Consider the following 23,695-nt stretch of genomic DNA (forward strand, 5'->3'; position numbering starts at 1 on the left):
TCCCGCTGGCCGCCGCGCCCGACTACACTGGCCTTTTCTGCGCTGGTCCAACGAGGCTGCCATGCATCGACTGCCGGCACTTGTGCTGCTGACTTCGCTCGCCGGGCCAGCCATCGCCGACACCCCTCCTCCCGCTGGCTACCCGCCAGGGCAACTTGAACGTGCGTCGTTGCACACCGACGGCACAAACGCGCGCCCTGCGTTCGCAGCGCTGGCAAGCGACCGCGCGCCGTCGCTGGACGAGGAGACTGTGGCCGATGCCGCGCCCGCGCGCGACTGGTACAACACCCTGATCTACGGTCTGCCAGGGCTGGTCATGTTGGTGATTGCTCTGGGCGTGGTGATCCGCATCAACCGTCGCCTGACCTCGGAGATCAGCCAGCGCATTGCCCTGGAGCATGAGCTGCGCAGCAGCGAATACCATTACCGCGGCTTGGTCGAGAGCCTTTCGGCCATCGCCTGGGAAGCCGACACCTCCGACTACACCTACAGTTACGTCTCGCCCCATGCCGAGGCCCTGCTGGGCTACCCTCTGCAGAGCTGGCTGGAGCCGGGCTTCTGGCAGCGCATCCTGCACCCCGAGGACGCCCGCCGAGCGCGCGCCTACTGCTCGGAACAGACCGCCGCAGGCGTCGGACATGCCCTTGAATACCGGGTGATCACCGCCGACGGACGCAGCCTGTGGGTACGCGACATCGTCAGCCTGATCAAGCATGACCTGCGCCCGGTGATGCGCGGCCTGATGATCGACATCAGCGAAACCAAGAAGATCGAGGAGGCCCAGCGCCTGTCCGAGCAGAAATTCGCCTCGGTGTTCCGCCAGTGCCCCGACATCCTGGTCATCGCGCGGCTCAGCGACGGCTGCCTGCTGGAGGTCAACGAGGCCTTCGAAGAGCAGATCGGCCTCAAGGCGCCTCAGGTGGTCGGACGCCGCGCCGCCGAGCTGGATATCTGGGGCGTGGACGGCGTGGCACCGCGCTTGCTCAAGCGCCTGCAGGGCGGCAGCGTGCGCAACCTGGAGATGACCTTTCGCCGCGACAACGGCCAGCGCTTCACCGGCCTGCTCTCGGCCGAGCCGTTCGAACTGGAAACCACCGCTGCTCTGGTCGTGGTGGTGCGCGACATCAGCGAGCTGAAGCAGACCCAGCAACGCCTGCAGATTTCCGAAGAGAAATTCGCCAAGGCGTTCCACGCCTCGCCCGACGGTATGCTGCTGACCCGGCAGAGTGACGGGCTGCTGATCGAGGTCAACGAAGGCTTCAGCATCATGACCGGGCACAAGAGCAAGACCTCGCTGGATCGCTCGACCCTGGAGCTGGGCATCTGGGCCGACCCCAACGAGCGCAAGCGGCTATTGGAGAAACTGCAGCGGCAAGGCTTCGTTCGCGACTTCGCCTGCCGTATTCGGCGCATCGATGGCCAGGTGCGACTCTGTGAGGTGTCGGTGCGCCCGCTGCCGATCGGCGGCGACGCTTGCATGCTGACAATTGCCCGCGACATCACCGAGCGCCACCAGATGCAGCACAAGCTGGCGCTGGCGGCGACCGTGTTCGAGAGCACCGCCGAGGGCGTGCTGATCACCGACACCCAGCAGCGCATCAGCATGGTCAACCGCGCCTTCACCGAGATCACTGGCTTCAGCGAACAGGAGGTGCTGGGGCAGACCCCTCGCCTGCTCGCCTCGGGCCAGCACGACAGCGCGTTCTACATCGCCATGTGGCATCGGCTGGCGGCCGAAGGGCATTGGCAGGGCGAGATCTGCAACCGGCGCAAGAACGGCGAGCTGTACCCCAGCTGGCTGACCATCAGCTCGGTGCGCAACGGCGACGAAGCGATCACCCATTTCGTGGCCGTGTTCGCCGACATTTCCAGCCTCAAGCACGCCCAGGCGCGTCTGGACTATCAGGCCCATCACGACCCCCTGACCGGCCTGCCCAACCGCACCCTGTTCGAAAGCCGGTTGGCCGCCGCCCTGGCCAGCCAGACCGAAGCCGGCGGCCAGGGCGCGGTGCTGTTCCTCGATCTCGATCGTTTCAAACACATCAACGACAGCCTCGGCCACCCGGTGGGCGACCTGCTGCTCAAGGGCATCGCCCAGCGCCTCAAGGAGCAAGTGCGCGACATCGACACCGTGGCGCGCCTGGGCGGCGACGAGTTCATCATCCTGCTGCCGGGCCTGGCCCACGCCAGCGATGCCGAGCATATCGCCGCCAAGGTCCTGGCCTGCTTTACTGCGCCGTTCCAGGCCGGCGACCACGAGTTCTTCACCAGCGCCAGTATCGGCACCAGCCTGTATCCACAGGATGGCAGCGACGTCGCCACCCTGGTCAAGAACGCCGATGCCGCCATGTACCGCTCCAAGGCCAAGGGCCGCAACCGGGTAGAGAGCTACACCCGCGACCTCACCACCCAGGCGACCACCCGCATCGCGCTGGAGCACGAGCTGCGCCGCGCGATCGAGCGCGACGAGCTGAGCCTGAGCTATCAGCCCAAGTTCAGCATCGACACCCACAGCCTGGTGGGCGCCGAAGCGCTGATCCGCTGGAAGCACCCCAACTTCGGCGACGTGCCGCCCGAGCAATTCATTTCGCTGGCCGAAGAGAACGGGATGATCCTGCAGCTCGGCGATTGGGTGCTGGAACAGGCCTGCCGACAGATGTGCGAGTGGAAACGGCTGTACCACGAGTTCGGCCCGCTGTCGGTCAACCTTGCCGGCGCCCAGCTGCGCCAGCCCAACCTGCTCAAGCGCATCGAAGGACTGCTGGCCGACAGCGGCCTGCGCCCGCAGTCGCTGCAGCTGGAGATCACCGAAAACTTCATCATGAGCCAGGCCGAAGAAGCCTTGGTGGTGCTGCATCAACTCAAGCGCCTGGGCGTACAGCTGGCCATCGACGACTTCGGCACTGGCTACTCCTCGCTGAGCTACCTCAAGCGCCTGCCGCTGGACATCCTCAAGATCGACCAGTCGTTCGTCCGCGGCCTGCCCGACGACCCCCACGATGCCGCCATCGTGCGGGCCATCATCGCGCTGGGCCGCAGCATGCAACTGACCGTCATCGCCGAAGGCGTGGAAACCCCCGCACAGCAGGCATTCCTCGCCCGCGAAGGCTGCGAGCAGATCCAGGGCTACCTGGTCAGCCTGCCCCTGCCCCCCGAGCGTTTCGCCGCGACCTTTCTTCGTATGCGCCTTTCGGATTTTTCGGATAGCACTCCCTTCAATCCATCGCTATAATCGGCGGCCTTCTGGGGCCTATAGCTCAGTTGGTTAGAGCAGGGGACTCATAATCCCTTGGTCGTAGGTTCGAGTCCTACTGGGCCCACCAAGATTCGAGAGCCGCGCTTTGCGCGGCTTTTTTTGTTTTGGAAAGGCCTTTGTCGCGATCGGCTTCCAGCACGTGGTCGCCAATATGTTCGTCATACCGGCGGCGATCTTTGCCGGGGCTTTGAGCTGGGCGCAGTTTGGCGATAACTTCGTTCCGGTATTCCTGGGTAACGCCGTGGGAGGCGCGGTCTTCGTCGGGCTGGCCTATCATGTGGCGTACTTCAAGACGGCAACCGGCTCCGAAGCGTCAGCCACGGCCAGTAGCTCGCGAACGCAGAAATAATCCAGCTATGCTGGCGTTGGTACTGTCATCAAGGTTGAGAAATGGATTTCACACCCCTCATCGCCCAGCTCTGGGGCACGCTGAGCTGGGCGCTTCCGCTCCTGTTGCTCATCACGTTGTTCAAGTCGCCGTGGGTCAAGGGTCATATCGGTGAGCTGCTGATACGCTTGTTTGCACGCTGGCAACTGGACCAACACACCTATCGCCGCCTGCATAACGTCACCCTGAATACGCCTGACGGCACGACGCAGATCGATCACGTGTTTCTCTCGGTCCATGGCATTTTCGTGCTGGAAACGAAGAACATGAGCGGCTGGATTTTCGGCACTGAACAACAGGCGCAGTGGACGCAGAAGTTTCCCAGGCGCAGCTTCAAATTCCAGAACCCTCTTCGGCAGAACTACAAACATCTGAAGGCGCTGGAAGTCACTTTGGGGGTGAGCCCTGCCCACTTGCATTCGGTGATCACGTTCGTTGGGGGCAGTACGTTCAAGACCGATATGCCGGCCAACGTGACTCGGGGCATCGGCTTCATCCGCTATATCAAGTCGTTTCGGCAGGGGGTGTTCAGCGAGGCGGAAGTCGATGACATGTTGCAAGCATTGAAGGCCGGACGTCTGGCGCCGAGCCTTGCGACTCATCGCGAACACGTGCAACACCTCAAGCGTCGCGGCGATCCAAGCGCTGAACGTTGTTGCCCGAAGTGCGGCAGTGCGCTGGTCATTCGCACGCGGAAAACGGGAGCTAATGTGGGTCAGCAATTTTGGGGATGTTCGGCTTTTCCCAAGTGTCGAGTCATGCAAAGTCTCTAAGGTGCTGCGCTCCATCAGACTCTTGATTGAAGGCAAACTACCCAAATGTTTGCCTGAAGGGATCGGCACTTTTCTGTATTGCGGCGACCACGTGCTGCGCTTGCTCCGTCACCTCACCCGAGCTCGCCAGCACCTGCTCCAACGCCTCCAATTGCCTGCGGATCACTTCTTGTGGCTGCTCTACAGCACAGAGCTGGGCGAAATCCAGCAGGCCCTGTCGCGAGGCGAACATTGATTTGTTGCCGATCAAGTCCAGGGCAAGTACGTCGTCAGGGATATAGGCCGTGGTGTTGACGATGTCGTAGGCGGGTGCAAGCCGTGCATCGCCCTGGGCGGGATTGGCGTAGAGCAGTCCGAAGTTTTTCAGATGAGCATCGCCGTTGCCGACGATGCAGCTGAGAGTCACGATGGCGAATAGCTGAGACAGTGAATGCTCTATCCGGTCCGGGGCGCAGAACATACGGATGGCTCTGGCAATGGACGAGTAGCTCTTGCTGTACTTCTGTTCGGCAGCCAGGCCCATGAGGGCTGTCATGTCCTCGAAGCCAATGGGGTTGAGCTGCTCGTCCCGATCGAAGCGGCGCATGACGAATAGTTTGGTGTTATCGGACAGGTAGAATTCCGGCACGACGATTCCAGAAGCCTTGGCCACGGACATGCAGAGAAACTCGTTGATCGCCAGGCCAGGGAATTCATCTCGGCCGCTCTTGATGATCAGTTCGGACGTTTTCGAGGTGAATCGCTGCGGCGCGTGGTTTTGATGCTCAGGTACCAGCACCTTGGGTTGCACCCCTGAGATGCCGGCACGCAGGATGTACCGATCAACCAGGCTGGCGAAGATGTCCTCGGCACCATCCCAGGCGAGGATCTCATCCAGCCTTTCTCCGGGGAACTGTTGGCGTTGCAACAGCGCATCGACTTCCGGCGAGTTGACTGCGACTCGCCCGATGGGCGAACTGCTGCCTGAAAGTGCCAGGAGTAGCATTGGATCGACGTTTGTCACCTTGGCTAGGCGATTACGCAGCTGCTCCAGCACGTAACCCTCAGGCAGATTCATCTGGAAGATGGGATGAAGTTCGCGATGGCGATATTCATCCATTCGCGGAGGCATGAGCAAACTGATCGCCCTGTGGGCACTAGCGTCATCGCGATAGCGGAAGATGTAGTCATCTTCGCTGCGCATCACTCTTCCGCTCTCTCCTTCCGGGGTTGAAACCTGCAGTAGGGTCGGCATCAGTCGAATATCCCGTGAATTTCATCCAGCGTGGGCAGCACGGCAGGTATGACCGTGAGTTCGCAATTCAGAGCAGCGAGCACGCGTGCATAGGCGGTCATGCCGACCGAGAGATCGCCCTTCTCGATCGCGATGACCTTCTGCCGTGTGACAAAAGCTAATGCGGCAAGCCGGGCTTGAGTCATGCCACGATTGAGGCGGCGTTGCCGGATTTGCGCGCCCAGACGGATGGCAATAAGCTCGTAATCCATGTTCTGTATACGTGACAAAGTGAGGTCAATGTAACGTATACCCAACCCTAACGAAAATAAAGCGTCGGCTGACACAAAGTGCAGCCTTTAGGCTCCTCTCTGGAAACCCTCACTTCGCCTGCAAACGAAACCCCAGCAAATTCTCCTGCAACCGGTACTGCTCCCCAATGTTCCCGCAAAAGCTGGTGCGTGGCAGAAAGGCGCCGGCGCCGTTCAGGTAGGGCGGGATGTTAGTGCTCTGTTCGCAGCCTTGCAGAATGCGACCGCGCAGCGCGCCGTTGGCCTGGGCGGAGCGCAGGGCGCCCAGCGGGGTGGTGTCGGCGACGACCAGGGCGCCGGGCGGCACCAAGGTTTCGTAGGTGCGGGCGAATTGGTGCGCGGAGCGGTCTTGCAGGTAGGGCACCAGGTAGTAGCGGATGTCGTTGCGAAACGGCAGGGCTTCGGTGTGGGTCGGCAGCTTGACCCAGCCGTTGGCGTACAGCCCCCACATCGACAGCATGGCCACCGGCCCCGCCAATACCGACAGGTAGACGACGGCAGTGCCGATACGGCTGCCAGGCAGGTATCTGGCCAGGTGGACCACGCCGAGGATGCTGGCCAGGGCGATGCCCGGCAGGAACAGGGTAAAGCGGTCGAATACGCCGTAGGACACGGCGAACAGGAAGTTGAGCAGCAGCGCTGCCCAGAGCACCTGCAGCGCGCGGGTTTTCGGCCACAGGATGAGGCCAAGAATCTGCGGGCCGATCAGCGACAACGCCAGCAGCACCACGGCGTTTTTCTCGTGCCACAGGTCGTCGAAACGCCAGAGCGTGTCATTGCGGCCGCCGGCGATGATCGCCAGTTGGTCGGGGCCTGCCAGGTAACGGCGGGTGATGTCGAACAGGCTCATGCCAGTGCCCAGGTCGTTGATCACGGCAGGCCAGGCTGGCGCAAAACCCAAGGCGATGCCGGGCAGCACCAGCAGCAGGCGCAGCTTGTGTTGCACGGCCAGCTGCACATACAACGGCAGTAGCACCACCAGTGTCAGTGGGTGAATCGCCAGGGCCAGGCCACTGAGCGCGCCGATGGCCAGCAGGCGGCCGGTGGCACCGAGTCGCGCCGGTGCGGCGAAACACAGCCAGTAGGCGCCGATGATCAGCACGGCATGCAGTACGTAGGGTTCGGCCTTGGTGGAGGCCCAGAACACGGCGTGGGCCAGCACGGTGGCGGTTGCCGCCAGCAGCGCCAGGTGGCGTGGGGTGCCGACACTGACCGCCAGGCCGTGGACGACCATGGCCAGTGGCAGCAAGAGGATGGCGTTGAGCAGGCTGAGCAGGTGCATGCCCAGCAGCGCATGAATGACGCGAGCGATGAGCGCGTAGAACGGATGGCTGACCGGCCCCAGGGAGGAGCTGAAGAACGGGCCCTGGGCGGCGTCGGCCAGCATCAGGCCATTGTCCATCCATTGCACCGGACCGCTGGCGGCCAGGAAGCTGGCGATCACGGCGCACGCCAGCATCAAGCCGGCCACGACGGTCGGCATGTGCGTGCCACGGGTTGAACTCATGTTCCTTGTTCTCCTGTTCCTTGCTCTGTAGGGACCGCGAGCAGCGGGTTGTTCAGTAAAGGTCTGAATGCAAACAGCATCGGTAGGTGAACTATCGCGTGGCGAACTATAGAGGGATTGATAGTTTTGCCACTTCAATTTAATCAATCCATTGCACTCAGACTGCCGCTCGCCTGACGCCAGAAACAGCAAGTTCGACTATACTTTCAACAAGTCGCGTCAAACTTTCCGTTCAACTGCAGGGTGCTGAACAAAGGGCTCCGCGTGATTTGAAAAAGCGTGGCTGGCAACATTGCTTTGAGCACGGCGCCGATCAATGGCCTAATCGACGCTCGCCCACTCGCTGATGGAGCCTGTTTTGTCCGACCGCCACTCGTTTGCCCTCGATGCCCTAGACCGCCAACTGATCGCCGCCCTGCAGATCAATGCCCGCGAAAGCGTGGCGATGCTCGCACGCGGCCTGGGCATCGCCCGTACCACGGTCACCGCACGGCTGGCGCGGCTGGAAAGCTCCGGGGTGATCAGCGGCTACGGGGTAAGGCTGGGCCAGCACGCACTGGATGGCGGCTTGCAGGCTTACGTCGGCATCACCGTGCAGCCGCGCTCCGGCAAGGACGTGGTACGGCGCCTGAGTGGCATGGCGCAGGTGCAGCAACTGTGCGCCGTCAGTGGCGAATTCGATTACGTGGCCTGGCTGCGCACCGATTCGCCGGAACAGCTGGATGAGCTGCTGGACCAGATCGGCAGCGTCGACGGGGTGGAGAAAACCACGACCTCGATCATCCTCAGCAACAAGGTGGACCGCCGGGGTTGAGTGCAAGTAGGCACAATGCAGCAACGACGCATCCAATCGACCGATAAAACGTCACATCGACGACACTTTGCGTCTTATTTACCGCAGCGCCCTTGCCTAGAATGAACGTGCCTTTTCTTCGTTCAGCCTCAGCCAAGGTCCCCCATGAGCCCAACTTCGCGTCACCCCGCCGACGGCAAGAAGCCCGTCACCGTTTTCGGCCCGGACTTTCCCTTTGCTTTCGACGACTGGATCGAGCATCCGGCCGGGCTGGGCGTGATTCCCGAGCATCACCATGGGGCCGAGGTGGCCATTGTCGGCGCCGGTATCGCCGGGCTGGTGGCGGCCTACGAGCTGATGAAGCTGGGCCTGCGGCCGGTGGTCTATGAAGCCTCGAAAATGGGCGGGCGCCTGCGCTCGCAGAAGTTCGAGGGCACCGAGGAGATCGTTGCCGAGCTGGGTGGGATGCGCTTTCCGGTTTCGTCCACGGCGTTCTACCACTACGTCGACAAGCTTGGCCTGAAGACCAAGCCCTTTCCCAACCCGCTGACGCCGGCGTCGGGCAGCACCGTGATCGATCTGGAGGGCGAGACCTACTACGCCCAGAGTTTGTCCGACCTGCCGGCGCTGTTTCAGGAAGTCGCCGACGCCTGGGCCGATGCGCTGGAGGAAGGCGCACGCTTCGGTGATATCCAGCAGGCGATACGCGATCGTGACGTGCCGCGCCTCAAGGAGCTGTGGAACACCCTGGTGCCGCTGTGGGACGACCGCACCTTCTATGACTTCGTGGCCACGTCCAAGGCCTTTGCGCAGTTGTCATTCCACCACCGCGAGGTGTTTGGCCAGGTTGGTTTCGGCACCGGCGGCTGGGATTCGGACTTCCCCAATTCGATGCTGGAAATCTTCCGTGTGGTGATGACCAACTGCGACGATCACCAGCATCTGGTGATCGGCGGCGTGGAGCAGGTGCCGCTGGGCTTGTGGAAACATGCGCCCGAACGCTGTGCTCACTGGCCGGCCGGCACCAGCTTGGCTTTACTGCACCGGGGCGCGCCGCGCGGCGGGGTGAAGAAGATCGCCCGCGCCGCCGATGGTCGCTTTGCGGTGACCGATCACTGGGACGACACCCGCCACTACGCCGCCGTGCTGACCACCTGCCAGAGCTGGCTGCTGACCACCCAGATCGAGTGCGAGGAAACGCTGTTTTCGCAGAAGATGTGGATGGCGCTGGACCGTACCCGCTACATGCAGTCTTCGAAGACCTTCGTCATGGTCGACCGGCCCTTCTGGAAGGACAAGGACCCGGAGACCGGCCGCGACCTGATGAGCATGACCCTCACCGACCGGCTGACCCGCGGCACCTACCTGTTCGACCATGGCGACGACAAGCCGGGGGTGATCTGCCTGTCGTATGCGTGGATGAGCGATGCCTTGAAGATGCTGCCTCACCCCGTGGAGAAGCGCGTCAAGCTGGCCTTGGATGCCTTGAAGAAGATCTATCCGAAGGTGGATATCGCCGCGCGTATCATCGGCGATCCGATCACCGTGTCGTGGGAAGCGGACCCTTACTTCCTCGGCGCGTTCAAGGGCGCGCTGCCGGGTCACTATCGTTACAACCAGCGCATGTATGCGCACTTTATGCAAAGCGCGCTGCCAGATGCACAACGCGGTATCTTCATCGCCGGTGACGACGTGTCGTGGACGCCTGCCTGGGTCGAAGGCGCGGTTCAGACGTCACTGAATGCGGTGTGGGGCATCATGACCCACTTCGATGGCTACACTCACCCGGAGAACCCTGGGCCGGGGGATGTTTTCGACGAACTGGGGCCCATTGCCCTGTCGGATTGACCGTGCCCTTGATCGCCACACTTGATCAGCAGACTTGATCACAACAGGAGCCCGCATGCGCATAGCCTTGTACCAATGCCAGTCCCAACCGCTCGACGTCGAGGGCAACCTTGCCCGTCTGCAGGCGCGCGCCCGCGAGGCCGCACAGTGGGAAGTCGAACTGCTGGTACTGCCGGAAATGTTCCTGAGCGGCTACAACATCGGCGCGGAGGCAGCGCGTACTCTGGCGCAGGCCAGTGACGGCGCCAACGCCGAGCAGGTTGCGCAGATCGCCCGGCAATTCGGCCTGGCCATTGTGTACGGCTACCCGGAACGGGATGAACAGGGCAACGTGTACAACGCGGTGCAGTTGATTGACCGCACCGGTGCGCGCCTGGGCAACTACCGCAAGACGCACCTGTTCGGCGACGCTGATCGCGCCATGTTCAGCGCAGGCGAACAGGCGAGCGAGCTGCTCGAGTTCAATGGCTGGAAGTTGGGGCTGTTGATCTGCTACGACCTGGAATTTCCGGAGAACGCGCGCCGGCTGGCTGCTGCCGGGGCCGAACTGATTGTGGTGCCCACAGCCAACATGGTGCCCTACGGGTTCATTGCCGAGGTGACTGTGCGCAGTCGGGCTTTCGAGAATCAGTGCTACGTGGCGTATGCCAACTACTGCGGCAAGGAAGTGGAGTTCGAGTATTGCGGGTTGAGCAGCATCGCCGGGGCGGACGGGCAGCAGATTGCCAAGGCCAGCCGTGACGAAGCGTTGATCGTGGGTACCTTGGACAAAGCCACGCTGGTATCGGCGCGCACTGCCTTCAGCTATTTGAACGACAGGCGGCCGGAGCTTTATTGAAGCAGCCTGTGGGAGCGGTCGTTGGCCGCGAAAGGCATGCCGGGGTACATTCGATACACCGCGGCGTTTTTTTCGCGGCCACTGGCCGCTCCTACGGAGATCTGGTGGTCTGTGTAGGAGAAATGGCGCTTGGCCAGTGATGTCAATAAACCATCATAGGGGTGTTCCTATCTCCATGGTGGTTTTTTTTTGACGACGTTAAATAGTCGGCTTCTGTAGGGATTTCGAGGTTCGGCCACGCTTGCGGAACGGCTGAGCCCAGACGCTGTGCGGGTTTGCGAGCCGTGCAGCGGATTGGCGGGAGGAAAACGTCAGAAACCCACAATTAAGCAGCAATATGCCAGCGCCAGAAATAAATTCTGATATAAATCATATACTTAGGTTATTTCAACGCGACCATCCTAGCCAGTGCACTATTTTTGACGAAAGCGATTGACAGTCCCCCTGCCAAAGCCGATATATCACCCATCTGCCGCCAACACAGCAGTTGCAGTGGTGCCAAAGAGCGCCACGCACATTCGACCCACTACCCCGTATTGCCTTGCAGTCGCTGACTTTGAATACCGGTCCGCGCTGTGTGTTCTGGCGTGTGCAGTCAGCCAGGCTCATTGCAGTACGCGGTCGTTGCGTGCAAACGAAGTTGGAAGTCGCAAGTTCAAGGGATCGTCGAGTACGAACCGGGCGGTAGCTTTGCCCAAACATATAGAACGTTAGTTATGGCGTTCAATCAATCGCGTGTCCAAGGAGGGTTCTTCCTCATGCCACATTTGTTCAACCTGGATGAAAGCACGTCGCGCCGCCTGGCGGCCGATATGAACGAACAGGGCTATGCCGTACTGGAAAACGCTTTGGCGCCCTACGTGCTGGAAGAACTTCGTGCCTATGTGGATGACCAGGCTGCGCGCCATAACAACCAATATTTCGCGTATCATGGCAATGCGCCACTCGTGGGCAGCCGATTGGCTGCCACGGCGGTGTCGAGCGAATTCCGCCAGCACCTGGCGCGCCTGCACGAGCAGGGCCAAGGCCATGCCGCCCCCAGCGACCAGGTGTTCCCGGTGCTGCGTTGCGTGCAGGGCCACAGTGGCCTGAAAGAATCCAACGCGTTTCACTTCGATGCCACTCTGCTGACCATGTTGGTGCCGATCTTCATTCCAGACCAAGGCAAGGACCGCGGCGATCTGGTGCTGTTTCCCAACCTGCGCCGTGTGCGTGGCAGCGTGCTGTTCAACGCCGTCGAGAAGGTCGTGTATCAGAACCCGCTGTGCCGCCGCCTGATGGGCTGGTGCATCGAACGCGGCTGGCTCAAGCCGCTGTTGCTGCGCATGAAGCCTGGCAATGTGTATTTCTTCTGGGGCTATCGCTCGCTGCATGCCAACCAGCCATGCGATCCGGCGCACCGTCGTGCCACCGCGCTGTTCCACTATGGCGATCCGCATGCCGGCAGTCTGACCACGCGGATGATCCTGCGGCTCAACCAGCACCGCGCTCGCCGCGCAGTCGCTCGCAGCAAAAGTCAGGCGTCCTGAGCGGACAACACCGTGTTGGACACTTCGGGGAATGGCGAGCAGCCATGGAGCAGCAAATGATCAACGTAACCAAGTCCTATCTGGGCGACATCGACAAGTTCAAGGCCTATGTGGACCGTATCTACGAGTCCCACTGGCTGACCAACCACGGTCCGCTGTGCTGCGAGCTGGAGGAGCGCCTCAAGGATTACCTGGGCGTGCGCCACCTGATCCTGACCAACAACGGCACCCTGGCACTGCAAGTCGCCTACCGCGCCCTGGGCCTGTCCGGCAGCGCCGTGACCACCCCGTTCAGCTTCGTGGCTACCAGCAGCTCACTGCACTGGGAAGGCATTCGCCCGGTGTTCGCCGACATCGACCCGCACACCTGGAACATCGACCCCGAGCAGATTCCAGCCAGCCTGCAGCCCGACACCAGTGCCATCGTTGCCACCCACGTGTTCGGCAACCCTTGCGCGGTGGAACGCATCGAAGCGATTGCCCGCCAGTACCGCCTCAAGGTGGTGTACGACGGCGCCCACGCTTTCGCCGTGAAACAGGCCGGCCAGTCGGTCTTCAACTGGGGCGATGCCAGCACCCTGAGCTTTCATGCAACCAAGCTGTTCCATACCATCGAGGGTGGCGCAATCGTCACCAACGACGACGATGTGGCTGCCCGTGTGCGCAAGCTGTGCAACTTCGGCATCACCGACGTCGACAAGATCGAAGGCCTGGGCACCAACGCCAAGCTCAACGAGTTCTGCGCCGCCATGGGCCTGAGCGTGCTCGACGACATCGACAACATCCTCGAGCGCCGCGCCGAGATGGGTCATTACTACACCCAGCGCCTGGGTGGCTACCTGGACCTGCAACGTCAGGCCGACGACAGCCAGATCAACTACAGCTACTTTCCGGTGGCGTTGCAGAACGAAGCCCAGGTGCTGGCCATGCGCACCGCGCTGCAGGCTGGCGGTATCAACCCGCGACGTTATTTTTACCCCTCGCTCGATACCCTGGACTATCTGCAACCGCAAGCGGTCCAGTACCAGTCGCGCAGCTTGAGCGACCGTGTGCTGTGCCTGCCCATCTACCCCGGGCTGGCACGCGCCACTCAGGATCAGGTCATCGATACCCTGCTGCGCGGCCACGAGCTGCATTATCCACAACCCGTTGCATGGGCCGCCGCCGTATGAACCGCCGTAACCAAAGCCTGAAAGCGTGCAACCAGGGCAATCGTCGATGAAGAAGCTTTCGGTCATCCACAACACCGCCCTCAGCTACCTGGGCCAGGCCTATGCGCTGGTGATCGGCATCTTGATCATGCCGTTCTACCTCAGCCACCTGGGCGCCGAGGCGTATGGCCTGATCGGTTTCTACGCGGTGATGCAGGCCTGGCTGTTGCTGCTCGATGCCGGCGTCTCGCCGTCGCTGGTGCGCCAGATCGCGCATCACCAGGGCAGCAGCGACAGCGCCGCAGCCAAGCGCATCGGCGGCTGGTTGATGCGTTCCTTCGAGCTGGTGTTCCTGCCCATGGCCGTGGTGTGTGCGCTGGCCGTCTACCTGGCCAGCGACTGGATGGCCACGCACTGGCTGCAGGCCCAGGCCCTGGACCCGCGCACCATCGTCAACTGCGTGATCCTGATGGGCGTGATGGTGGGCCTGCGCCTGTTCGCCACCCTGTACAAGAGCGGCCTGCAAGGCCTGGAGATGCACGCCTGGTTGAACAACGCCAACGTGGTGATCGCCACCCTGCGCTACTTCGGCGGCCTGGTGCTGGTGACCTGGGTGTCGCAGGATGCGCAGGTGTTCTTCGAATTCCAACTGTTCGTGGCGCTGGTGGAGACGTTGATCTTCGCCGCCAAGGCCTACCGCCATCTGCCCGCACCGACCCCTTTGAGCGGCTTCAACTGGGCGCTGGTGAAACCGATCCTGCCGTTCGCTGCCAGTGTGTCGCTGACCGCGGTGGTGTGGATCGTTCTGACCCAGCTGGACAAGGTGCTGTTGTCCAAGGTACTGCCGCTGGCCGAATACGGGTATTTCTCGCTGGTCGCGTTGCTGACCACCGGCATCATGATGATGATCAACCCGCTGGTGCAGACCCTGCTGCCACGCATGACGGTGCAGGTCGCCGAAGGCCGCGAAGGCGACATGCATGCCCTGTACCTGGGTGCCAGCCGCTTCGTCAGCACCTTTCTGTTTCCCCTGGCGGCGATCATCGCGTTCTATGCCGAACCCTTGCTGTTCGCCTGGAGCGGCGACACGCAGGCTGCACAGTGGGGCGCACCGATCCTGTTCTGGTACGCACTGGGCAGCGCCATCCTGGCGGTCAGCGCGTTCCAGTACCACCTGCAATACGCCTACGGCGAAATGCGCCTGCACATCTGGTACAGCGTGATTTCGGCCGCGATCAGTGTGCCGGCGATGATCATCGCGGTGTACGGCTGGGGCGCCCTGGGCGCGGCCGTGACCTGGTTCCTGCTGCGCCTGGTGTCGTTCGCACTGTGGCCGCAAGTGGTGCATCGGCGCCTGGCCCCTGGCCTGCACCGGCCCTGGCTGCACGACATCCTGCGCATCAGCCTGAGCACCGTGCTCGGCGTGCTGCTGACCCATCCGCTGTTCACGGCCATCGCCGGCGGGTCCAACAACCGCTTGGTGATCTTCGCCGCCCTGGCTTTGTGCGGCGTGTTGACGCTGGCCTTGGTAGCAGCCACCTACAAACCACTGGCCCAGCGGGTTTTCCTGAAGTTGAGCAGAGCGAGCGTCGAACGATGAACCGGACCGAACAACAGATCATGCACACCTGGCCCGAGGGCCAGGAACCACTGCTGTCGATCACGTGCCCGGCCTACAACCAGGTCGAGTACATCGAGCAGACCTTGAACAGTTTCCTGGCGCAACGCACCACGTTCGCCTTCGAGATTCTGATCAACGACGACGCTTCCACCGATGGCACCACGCAGGTGATCAGCCGCTACGCCGAGCAGTACCCGAACATCATCAAGCCGGTGTTCCACGAGCACAACCAGTACCAATTGGGCCGCTGGTGCTTCCCGGCGCTGTTCAACCGGGCGCTGGGCAAGTACATCGCCTACTGCGAGGGCGACGACTACTGGATCGATCCGCTCAAGCTGCAGAAGCAGGTGAATTTCCTCGAAGCCAACCGCGACTACGTGCTGACCTACCACGACGCCATGGCCTTCGACAGCGGGGGCGACAAGGGTATCCAGCTGACCGGCAAGTACCAGGCCGATGCCACCGCCATGGACCTGCTCAAGACCCGGCCGATCTCGACGCTCACCACCTGCTTTCGCAACGTGCTGCACGAGCTGCCCCGGGAGCTGGAACAGGCACCCGTGCTGGACCTGTGCTGGTGGTCGATGCTCGGTGCCCACGGCAAGGGCAAGTACCTGGCCGACATCGCACCGGCGCGCTACCGCCTGCACCCTGGTGGGATCTTTTCCCAGCGCCCGAACCAGAGCAAATTGCAGATGACCCTGCACACCTATGCGTGCCTGGCCAACTACTACTTCCGTCAGGGCGACCGGGTGCTCTACGAGCACTTTCTGGTCCAGGTGTCGGGCATGTGCATCGCCGCTATCAGACCGGTACAGAAGCTCAAGGCCGTACTGCACGTGTCGGGCAACGTCAGCCGCAACCTGCTGAGGCGCCTGACGCCCGCCGCGGCGAGGGGCTGAAGACAACATGATCAACAAGGTTCTGGTGATCTGCATCGGCAACATCTGCCGCAGCCCCATGGCAGTGGCGCTGTTGCGCAAGCACGCGCCGCACCTGCAGGTCGAGTCGGCCGGATTGGCCGCATGCGTGGGCAACGACATGGACAGTCTCACCGCGCAGGTATTGGCCGATAACCAGGTGCCACAGCCAGCGCACGCTGCCACCCAGCTCACCGACGAGCTGGTGCGCTGGGCCGATCTGATTCTGGTCATGGACCAGCGCCAGTTGCGCAGCATCACCAGCAAGGCCCCGCACACGCGAGGCAAGACGTTCCTGATCGGCAAGTGGCGCGACGACTTCGAAATCGACGATCCCTATCGCCGCCCCATTGCCGCCTTTCAACGGACCTACACCGAATTGACTCGGTGTATCGAAGGCTGGTTGCCCTACCTGAGATCTGAGGATCGACAAAGATGACCGCGATGAACCGTACAAACCTGGAGTATTACAAGGACACCCAGATCGATCTCGCGACGATTCTACGGACCTTGTTCGATCACAAGAAACTGATTGTCGTGGTGGTGGCCCTGTTCACCCTGCTCGGCGGTTTCTACGCCGTGATCGCCACGCCGGTGTACCAGGCCAACGCCATGATCCAGATCGAGCCGAAAAAGGTCGGTCTGGATGCCACCCCGCAGCTCAATACCAAGCCGGCTTCGGTATCGGAAGCGGTGACCGAGATCGAACTGATCAAGTCGCGCACCGTGCTCGGCCAGGTGGTCAGCGACCTCAAGCTGGACGTGGTCGCCACGCCGCGCTACTTCCCGGCGATCGGCCGCTACATGGCCCGTGAATTCACCCCCACCGGCAGCCAGAAACTGGCCGCCCCGCTGTTCGGTCTGGATACGTTCGCCTGGGGCGGCGAGAAGATCGACGTGTTCAACCTGGACGTGCCGGCCAACCTGCTGGGCGAGCGCATGACGTTGGTCGCCGGGCCCAATGCGACTTATCGACTGGTGGACGCCGCTGGTGCGCCGCTGCTCAGCGGTCGTGTTGGCGAGATCAGCCAGGGCAACGGCATCACCCTGCAATTGGCTGAACTGACCGCCCGCCCCGGCACCGAATTCCGCCTGGTGAAGAATCGCCTGCTCAACACTTCGCTGGACTACCAGCAGCGTCTGCGCGTGGCCGAATCGGGCAAGGACTCGGGCATCGTCTACCTGAGCATCAACGACACCGACCCGGTACAGGCCAACCGCGTGCTGGATGAAGTGAGCCGCCTGTACGTACGCCAGAACGTGGAACGCAGTTCGGCCGAAGCGGCCCAGCGCCTGGACTTCCTGCGCTCGCAATTGCCGGTGGTGCGCAAGGAACTGGAAAAATCCGAAGAAGCCCTGCACGCCTTCCAGATGCGCACCAAGTCGGTGGACATCACCCTGGAGACCAAGGCACTGCTCGACCAGATGGTTGCCTACGATGCGCAACTGTCCGAGCTGCGCCTCAAGCGCACCGACCTGGATCGCCTGTACACCCGTCAGCACCCTGCCTCGGCCGCACTGAGCCAGCAGATCAGCCAGATCGAGTCTCAGAAGACCTCCCTGCAGGCACAGATCAAAGGCCTGCCCGAGACCCAGCAGGAGCTGCTGCGCCTGACCCGTGACATGCAGGTCACCACCCAGACCTACACCCTGGTACTGAACAAGAGCCAGGAGCAGGACATCATCCGCGCCGGCAACATCGGCAACGTCCGGATCATCGACAAGGCCGACAGCAACATCGAAGAACCGGTCAAGCCCATGCGCGCCGTCATCGTGCTGGTGGCGATGCTGCTGGGTGCCCTGGTCGCCGTGGCGATCATCTTCATCCGCCAGGCGTTCTACCGCGGCGTGGAAAACCCGGAAGTGATCGAGAACCTGGGCATGCCGGTGTACGCCTCGCTGCCGCTGTCGCGCCAGCAGGAACGCCTGCAGAAAAAACGCGACAAGGGCGTGACCAATCGCGAATCGCGTCTGCTCAGCGTGGCCGCCCCCAGCGAGCTGGCCATCGAGTCGCTGCGCAGCCTGCGCACCAGCCTGCACTTCGCGATGATGGAAGCGCGCAACAACGTGCTGATGATCACCAGCCCCATGCCGGGCGTGGGCAAGTCGTTCGTCAGCGCCAACCTGGCGGTGATCATTGCCCAGGCCGGCAAGCGCGTATTGCTGATCGACGGCGACATGCGCAAGGGCTACCTGCACCGCGTGTTCGGCCTGCAACCCAAGCACGGCCTGTCCGATGCCCTGGCTGCACGCCTGGGCAACACCGAGGTGATCAACGCCACCGAAGTGGACAACCTGCACCTGATCGCCTGCGGTTTCGCCGCGCCCAACCCTTCCGAACTGTTGATGCATGACAACTTCAGCAAGCTGCTGCGCGAGCTGTCGCCGCACTACGACCTGGTGATCATCGACACCCCGCCGGTGATCGCCGTGACCGATGCCAGCCTGATCGGCCGCCAGGCCGGGACCACCTTGCTGGTGGCCCGCTTTGGCCAGAGTTCGGTCAAGGAGATCGAGGTCAGCAAGCGGCGCCTTGCGCAGAACGGCGTGCTGGTCAAGGGCGCGATATTCAACGGCGTGATCCGCAAGGCGTCCACCGCCGAGTACGACTGCGCCGCCTACGGCTACGACTATTCGCCGAGCAAGAAGTAATCGCCTAGCAAGGCAGGAGTCTCACGATGTCCAGAACCGTAGCAATGATGCAGCCTTACTGGTTTCCCTATTTCGGCTATTTCCAGCTGATCGCCGGCGCCGATGCCTTTGTGCTCGGCGACAGCCTGCAGTACGTACACCCCGGTTGGGTCAACCGCAACCGGCTGCTCAGCTCGGGCGCTGCAACGCTGTTCACCCTGCCGTTGAAGAAGGACCATTCGGACCTGGCGATCAATCAGCGCGAGCTCAGTGACAACGCTCCGCAGGTGCTGGACAAGCTGCTCAAGAGCATCGCCATGAGCTACTCCCGCGCGCCTTACCGCGACGAGGTGCTGGCGTTGCTCAAGCCGCTGCTGACCTACCCGGAACGCAACCTGGCGCTGTACCTGGAGTACTCGCTGCGCAAGGTCTGCGAGTACCTGCAGATCGACACGCCGATCCACGTCATGTCCACCCTGCCGGTGGATCAGCGCCAGGTGCAGGACAAGCAGGACCGTGTGGTCAAGCTGGCGCGGCACTTCGATGCGCAGCGCTACCTCAACCCTATCGGCGGCACGGCCCTGTACGACGAGGAATACTTCGCTCGTCACGATCTGGAACTGCGTTTCCACCGCATGGACGAGCTTTGCTACACGCAGTTCAAGGACCCGTTCGTGGCCAACCTGTCGATCATCGACGTGCTGATGTTCAACCCGGGATCACGGATCCGCCAGTGGCTGCCCTGCTACAGCACGCTCAAGCCGAGCGCTGCGCAGGACACCGTCAAAGTGGTCACCAGCCCTTCCGCCCACGCCATCGAGATGCGCTCATGAACGACTTCGACAGCAACGCCAACTGGTACTTGATCCAGACCAAGCCGCGGCAGGAAGCCCGTGCCGAAGAACATCTGCTGCGTCAGCAATACGACTGCTTTCGCCCGTTGCGCGCCGCCCCGGTGCTGACCCGCAGCCGCCGTGTGGCCGACGAGGACTTGTTCCCCGGCTACCTGTTCATTCGCCTGGACTGCAACGACAACTGGTACCCGATCCGCTCGACCCGTGGGGTGTGCCGCATCGTTGCCTTCGGCGGCATGCCGTGCCCGGTGCCGGACAGCCTGATCGCCAGCATCCGCCAGCGCGCGCAGGCCAGTTCGGCGAACGCGGTGCGTTTCACCGAAGGCGAAGCGGTGCGTGTGCGCAACGGCGACAGTGACGTACAGGCCATTTTCCTCTGCGAGGACGGCGATGAACGCGCCGTGATCCTGCTCAACATGCTGCAGCGCGAACAGCGCATCAGCCTGCCCCGCAGCAGCCTGCAGCGGCTTGCCGCGCACGCCTGCTGAGCGGCGCACAGACATACGATGCTTTAGGAGAGCTGTTCGATGAATGCCAAGACCACGCTGGTGACACTGACGTACGGCGATCGCTTGTGTTACCTGGAAGCGCTGATCGAGCGTTCGCTGGCCTCTGCACACATCGAACGGGTGGTGGTGGTGAGCAACGCGTCGCGCGCCGACCTGAACTCGCTGCGCACGCAGTGGCCAACCCAGATCACCGTGATCGAGTTGCCCAGCAACACCGGTTCGGCCAATGGCTACAAGGTCGGTATCGAAGCGGCGCTGCAACTGGGCGCCGAATACCTCTGGCTGATGGACGACGACAATGCCCCCACCCTGGGCGCGGTCGAGACCCTGCACCAGCGGCTGCACGAGTGCGAGCGCCTCGTGGGCATGGACAAGGCGGCCGTGATCGGCTTCCGCCCCAACCACCAGGCCGACATCGCCTCCGGCGTGCCGCATCGCTACGCGATCCAGTTGCGCTCCAGCTGCTTCGGTTTCCATGTCGCGCAACTGCCCTACAAGCTCTGGCGCCGTACGCCCTGGGGCAAGCCCGCCGGGCGCAAGGCAACCAGCAAGCCGCTGGTGCAATTGCCATTCACCACCTACGGCGGCCTGCTGGCACACCGCAGCGTGTTCCAGAAAATCGGCCTGCCGCTCGAAGACCTGCTGCTGTATGCCGACGACACCGAGTACACCTGGCGCATCACTGCCAGTGGTGGGCAGATCTTTCTGGTGACCGAAGCGCTGCTCGACGACCTGGAAGAATCGTGGAACGCCAAGGCGCGTACCAACAACATCTTCGAGAGTTTCCTGCTCGGCAACTCGGACCTGCGCGCCTACTACACCGCGCGCAACCAGGCCTGGTTCGACAAGCACGTGTGGGCCGGCTCGACCCTGCTGTACCGGCTCAATCGCTCGGTGTTTCTGCTGTTGCTGCGCTATTTCGCAAAAAGGAGCGGTTCGGACCGACGCCTGGGCTTGCTCCAGCAAGCCATGCGTGACGGGGAATCGGGTCGTCTGGGCATTCACGAATCCTACCCACTATGAAGATACTGTTCCTGAGCAGCCTGTACTCGCCGCACATCGGCGGCGGTGCTGAAATCGTCCTGCAGCGCACGGTCGAGGGCATGCACCAGCGTGGCCACGAAGTGTGCGTGCTGAGCACCGGTCCCGATGCGGGCCTCAAGCATGAATACGTGAAAGGCGTGAAGGTCTATCGCGCTGGGCTGCTCAACACCTACTGGCACTTCAGCGAACAGCGCCCCGGCGCGCTGGCCCGGCTGGGCTGGCATCTGCGCGACAAGTACAACATGGGCATGCGCACCTACCTGCGCGACGTGCTGGCGGCCGAAAAAGTCGACCTGGTGGTGTGCCACAACCTCAGTGGCTGGTCGGTGTCGGCGTGGGATGAGATCTCCGCATCCGGCGTGCCGCTGGTGCAGGTGCTGCACGACATGTACCTGATGTGCCCGAGCAGCAACATGTTCAAGAAGAACGCCGCCTGCAAGACGCCGTGCACCCTGTGCAAGCACTTCCGCCAGGGCCATGCCGAGCGCTCGGCCCAGGTCGACGCAGTGGTTGGGGTCAGCCAGCACCTGCTGGGCAAGCTCACCGACGCGCGTTTCTTCCGCAATGCTTCGCAACAGGTGATCTACAACGCCAGCCCGAAAATCGACCATGCGCCATCGCGTTTCGCCCGTCTTGATCAGGCCGAGCCGCTGCGTTTCGGCTACCTGGGCACGCTGTCCGAACCCAAGGGCCTGCGCTGGTTGATCGATCAGTTCAAGCGGTTGCCGTTCAACGCCACCTTGCAGATCGCCGGGCGCGGGCAACTGGACTACGAGCAATTGCTCAAGCAAGAGGCCGGCGGCGAGAACATCCACTTCGTCGGCTACCAGTCGCCGGAAACCTTCTATCGGCAGATCGACGTGGCCATCGTGCCGTCGATCTGGAACGAGCCGTTCGGTCTGGTGGCGGTAGAAGCCTGCGCCCACTCGGTGCCGGTGATCGCCAGTGCCCGCGGCGGCTTGCCGGAGATCATCCAGGACGGCGTCAACGGCCTGCTGTGCAACCCCGACGAGCCGCAGACCCTGGGCCTGGCGATGCTGCAGTTGTACCGCGATCCCGAACTGCGCGAACGCCTGGCCGCCCAGGCACGTGACAGCGTCGAGCATCTGCTCGACCAGGAACGGATGCTCGACAGTTACCAACAGCTGTTCCTCGATGTTCTGCAAAGAAGAAATGTCCATCATGAAATCAGCCCTGTCACTCAGTCACTTTGAGGCGCCGGCAGCGCGACTTGCGGTGAACAAGTCGACGCTGGTGGTCTGGACCGCGATCGGCCTGCTGCTGGCCGAAACGTTTTCCGGCGCCTTGCGCTATTACTTCGACCAGGCCGGCGTTTCGGCCCTGCTGTACTTGCCCAAAGTGCTGTGTGTGGTGCTGTTCGCGCTGGAACTGACCAGTTTCAAGGCGCACCGCCTGTTTTGGATAATGCTGCTGGGGCTGGTGCTGTCGGCCGGCCTTGGCCTGCTGCACGGCGCAGCGTTGGCCAACCCGCTGTTCAGCATCTTCGTGTACATCCCGCTGCTGTTCGGCCTGGTCTGCGGCGAGCATCTGGAACAGCGCCGCGTGTTGCTGGGCTGGGCGGTCGGCCTGTGCCTGGCAGCCACCATCACCGGTGTGTACGTGGACAGCATGTTCTCGGTGCCGTGGAAGGGCTACAGCTACAACCTGGGCGACCAGGAGCTGACCGGCAACATGACCTGGGCAGCGGACGGCGTCGACCGGCCTGCCGGCTTCGCCCGGATGTCGACCACTGCGGCAACGCTGACCGCGATCTTCACCCTGTACCTGAGCGCTTTCATGCGTTCCAAGGTGTTGATGCTGGGCCTGCTCGCGCTGGCCTTCGCGACCATTCTGGTGACCACCAACAAGTCGACCGCCGCGGCGTTCCTGGTGACCCTGCTGGTGATGCCGCTGTACAACCAGCGCCTGCTCTGCCGCGTGTTGTTCGCGGTGCTGGTCGGTGTCGGCGCCGCGCTGCCGCTGATCGGTTTGTGGACACCGCTGGACCCGAGCCTGGCCGCCAGTGGCGCCGAAGGCAGCCTGGTATCGCTGTACGACCGCATGATCAACACCTGGCCTCGCCTGGCCGATGAAGTGCTGCGCCGCGACTGGAACTGGACCGGCGGCGGCTTCGGCATGGTCGGCAGTGCGGTGAACATGTTCCCGGTGGACAACGTCAAGTACCCGGCCGTCGCCGACAGCCTGTTCATGTACCTGTGGGCCTGTTTCGGCCTCATGGGCCCGGTGCTGTATGCGCTGCTGCTGCCGCTGCTGATGACGCTGCGCAGCAAGAACAGCTGGATGGGCCGCGGGCTGCTGAGCATTTCCCTGTGCGTGGTAGTAGTGGGCTGGACGACCGATGTGCTCGAAGTGCCGGTCTGCGGACTTTTCCTGGGCATGGCCGTGGCCCATGCCATGCGCCGCAAGGCCATGCCCAGCCATTGGCTGATTGCCGAACGACGTCGCAGCAACCGTGATGATTACCCCGATGGCCTCCAACTGACATGAA

Annotated in this window: 20 protein-coding genes and 1 tRNA gene; 18 read left to right on the top strand and 3 right to left on the bottom strand. The window is 62.5% G+C overall.

All coding sequences use genetic code 11. From position 1 onward, the window contains the following. The first annotated feature begins 61 nt into the window (after positions 1–61). The 4 genes from IFU31_RS20815 (at position 62) to IFU31_RS20830 (ending at position 4,417) form a co-directional block, all read left to right on the top strand. Entirely contained in the window at positions 62–3,232 is a 3,171-nt protein-coding gene (locus IFU31_RS20815) for a bifunctional diguanylate cyclase/phosphodiesterase (protein WP_244657720.1), read from the top strand. 14 nt (positions 3,233–3,246) lie between these two features. Further along, positions 3,247–3,323 (top strand) — tRNA-Ile (locus tag IFU31_RS20820). Beyond that, positions 3,312–3,605 (top strand): formate/nitrite transporter family protein, encoded by a 294-nt coding sequence (locus IFU31_RS20825; RefSeq protein WP_342345300.1) that lies wholly within the window; start codon positions 3,312–3,314, stop codon positions 3,603–3,605. The genes IFU31_RS20820 and IFU31_RS20825 overlap by 12 nt, the downstream gene beginning before the upstream one ends. 41 nt (positions 3,606–3,646) lie before the next feature. Then, positions 3,647–4,417, top strand: coding sequence for a nuclease-related domain-containing protein (locus IFU31_RS20830; RefSeq protein ID WP_192104476.1), 771 nt, complete (start codon positions 3,647–3,649; stop codon positions 4,415–4,417). 37 nt (positions 4,418–4,454) lie between these two features. Here the strand turns inward: IFU31_RS20830 and IFU31_RS20835 are convergent, their stop codons facing one another. The 3 genes from IFU31_RS20835 to IFU31_RS20845 all read right to left on the bottom strand — a co-directional run bounded on the left by IFU31_RS20835 (position 4,455) and on the right by IFU31_RS20845 (position 7,448). Continuing rightward, on the bottom strand, positions 4,455–5,651 hold the full coding sequence (locus IFU31_RS20835) for a type II toxin-antitoxin system HipA family toxin (protein ID WP_192104478.1): 1,197 nt from the start codon (positions 5,649–5,651) through the stop codon (positions 4,455–4,457). Further along, a complete protein-coding gene (locus IFU31_RS20840; protein ID WP_192104480.1) occupies positions 5,651–5,902 on the bottom strand; it encodes a helix-turn-helix transcriptional regulator in 252 nt (83 codons plus the stop codon). The genes IFU31_RS20835 and IFU31_RS20840 overlap by 1 nt, the downstream gene beginning before the upstream one ends. A 109-nt stretch (positions 5,903–6,011) precedes the next feature. After that, on the bottom strand, positions 6,012–7,448 hold the full coding sequence (locus IFU31_RS20845) for a DUF2723 domain-containing protein (RefSeq protein ID WP_192104482.1): 1,437 nt from the start codon (positions 7,446–7,448) through the stop codon (positions 6,012–6,014). A gap of 346 nt (positions 7,449–7,794) precedes the next feature. On the opposite strand from IFU31_RS20845, the gene IFU31_RS20850 reads away from it, so the two are divergent. The 14 genes from IFU31_RS20850 to IFU31_RS20915 all read left to right on the top strand — a co-directional run bounded on the left by IFU31_RS20850 (position 7,795) and on the right by IFU31_RS20915 (position 23,694). Further along, the gene (locus IFU31_RS20850) at positions 7,795–8,262 is read left to right on the top strand and encodes an Lrp/AsnC family transcriptional regulator (protein WP_185795339.1); all 468 of its coding nucleotides are present in this window, start codon (positions 7,795–7,797) and stop codon (positions 8,260–8,262) included. Between the two features lie 144 nt (positions 8,263–8,406). Continuing rightward, on the top strand, positions 8,407–10,089 hold the full coding sequence (locus tag IFU31_RS20855) for a flavin monoamine oxidase family protein (protein ID WP_192104484.1): 1,683 nt from the start codon (positions 8,407–8,409) through the stop codon (positions 10,087–10,089). A gap of 55 nt (positions 10,090–10,144) precedes the next feature. After that, complete coding sequence (locus tag IFU31_RS20860) at positions 10,145–10,927, top strand: carbon-nitrogen hydrolase family protein (protein ID WP_192104486.1); 783 nt, start codon at positions 10,145–10,147, stop codon at positions 10,925–10,927. Between the two features lie 758 nt (positions 10,928–11,685). Continuing rightward, positions 11,686–12,456, top strand: a complete 771-nt coding sequence (locus IFU31_RS20865) for a hypothetical protein (protein WP_122477118.1) — start codon at positions 11,686–11,688, stop codon at positions 12,454–12,456. A 56-nt stretch (positions 12,457–12,512) separates the two neighbouring features. After that, on the top strand, positions 12,513–13,628 hold the full coding sequence (locus IFU31_RS20870) for a DegT/DnrJ/EryC1/StrS family aminotransferase (RefSeq protein ID WP_192104488.1): 1,116 nt from the start codon (positions 12,513–12,515) through the stop codon (positions 13,626–13,628). A 46-nt stretch (positions 13,629–13,674) separates the two neighbouring features. After that, positions 13,675–15,207 carry a lipopolysaccharide biosynthesis protein gene (locus tag IFU31_RS20875; RefSeq protein WP_192104490.1) on the top strand — a complete coding sequence of 511 codons (1,533 nt, stop codon included), beginning with the start codon at positions 13,675–13,677 and terminating at the stop codon, positions 15,205–15,207. Next, complete coding sequence (locus IFU31_RS20880) at positions 15,204–16,130, top strand: glycosyltransferase family 2 protein (RefSeq protein WP_192104492.1); 927 nt, start codon at positions 15,204–15,206, stop codon at positions 16,128–16,130. Before IFU31_RS20875 ends, IFU31_RS20880 begins: the two co-directional genes overlap by 4 nt. Positions 16,131–16,137: 7 nt before the next feature. After that, positions 16,138–16,587 carry a low molecular weight protein-tyrosine-phosphatase gene (locus IFU31_RS20885; RefSeq protein ID WP_185795345.1) on the top strand — a complete coding sequence of 150 codons (450 nt, stop codon included), beginning with the start codon at positions 16,138–16,140 and terminating at the stop codon, positions 16,585–16,587. Next, on the top strand, positions 16,584–18,800 hold the full coding sequence (locus tag IFU31_RS20890) for a polysaccharide biosynthesis tyrosine autokinase (protein ID WP_185795346.1): 2,217 nt from the start codon (positions 16,584–16,586) through the stop codon (positions 18,798–18,800). Before IFU31_RS20885 ends, IFU31_RS20890 begins: the two co-directional genes overlap by 4 nt. Positions 18,801–18,826: 26 nt before the next feature. Then, the gene (locus IFU31_RS20895; protein WP_192104494.1) at positions 18,827–19,612 is read left to right on the top strand and encodes a WbqC family protein; all 786 of its coding nucleotides are present in this window, start codon (positions 18,827–18,829) and stop codon (positions 19,610–19,612) included. Continuing rightward, the gene (gene rfaH, locus IFU31_RS20900) at positions 19,609–20,121 is read left to right on the top strand and encodes a transcription/translation regulatory transformer protein RfaH (protein WP_192060076.1); all 513 of its coding nucleotides are present in this window, start codon (positions 19,609–19,611) and stop codon (positions 20,119–20,121) included. The genes IFU31_RS20895 and rfaH overlap by 4 nt, the downstream gene beginning before the upstream one ends. A 39-nt stretch (positions 20,122–20,160) precedes the next feature. Continuing rightward, complete coding sequence (locus tag IFU31_RS20905) at positions 20,161–21,165, top strand: glycosyltransferase (protein WP_192104496.1); 1,005 nt, start codon at positions 20,161–20,163, stop codon at positions 21,163–21,165. Beyond that, a complete protein-coding gene (locus IFU31_RS20910; protein ID WP_192056478.1) occupies positions 21,162–22,400 on the top strand; it encodes a glycosyltransferase family 4 protein in 1,239 nt (412 codons plus the stop codon). Before IFU31_RS20905 ends, IFU31_RS20910 begins: the two co-directional genes overlap by 4 nt. Next, a complete protein-coding gene (locus IFU31_RS20915) occupies positions 22,369–23,694 on the top strand; it encodes a hypothetical protein (RefSeq protein ID WP_192104498.1) in 1,326 nt (441 codons plus the stop codon). The genes IFU31_RS20910 and IFU31_RS20915 overlap by 32 nt, the downstream gene beginning before the upstream one ends. Position 23,695: the final 1 nt, after the last annotated feature.

The sequence above is a fragment of the Pseudomonas sp. CFBP 13602 genome (assembly GCF_014842725.1).
Taxonomy (GTDB): Bacteria; Pseudomonadota; Gammaproteobacteria; order Pseudomonadales; family Pseudomonadaceae; genus Aquipseudomonas; species Aquipseudomonas baltica.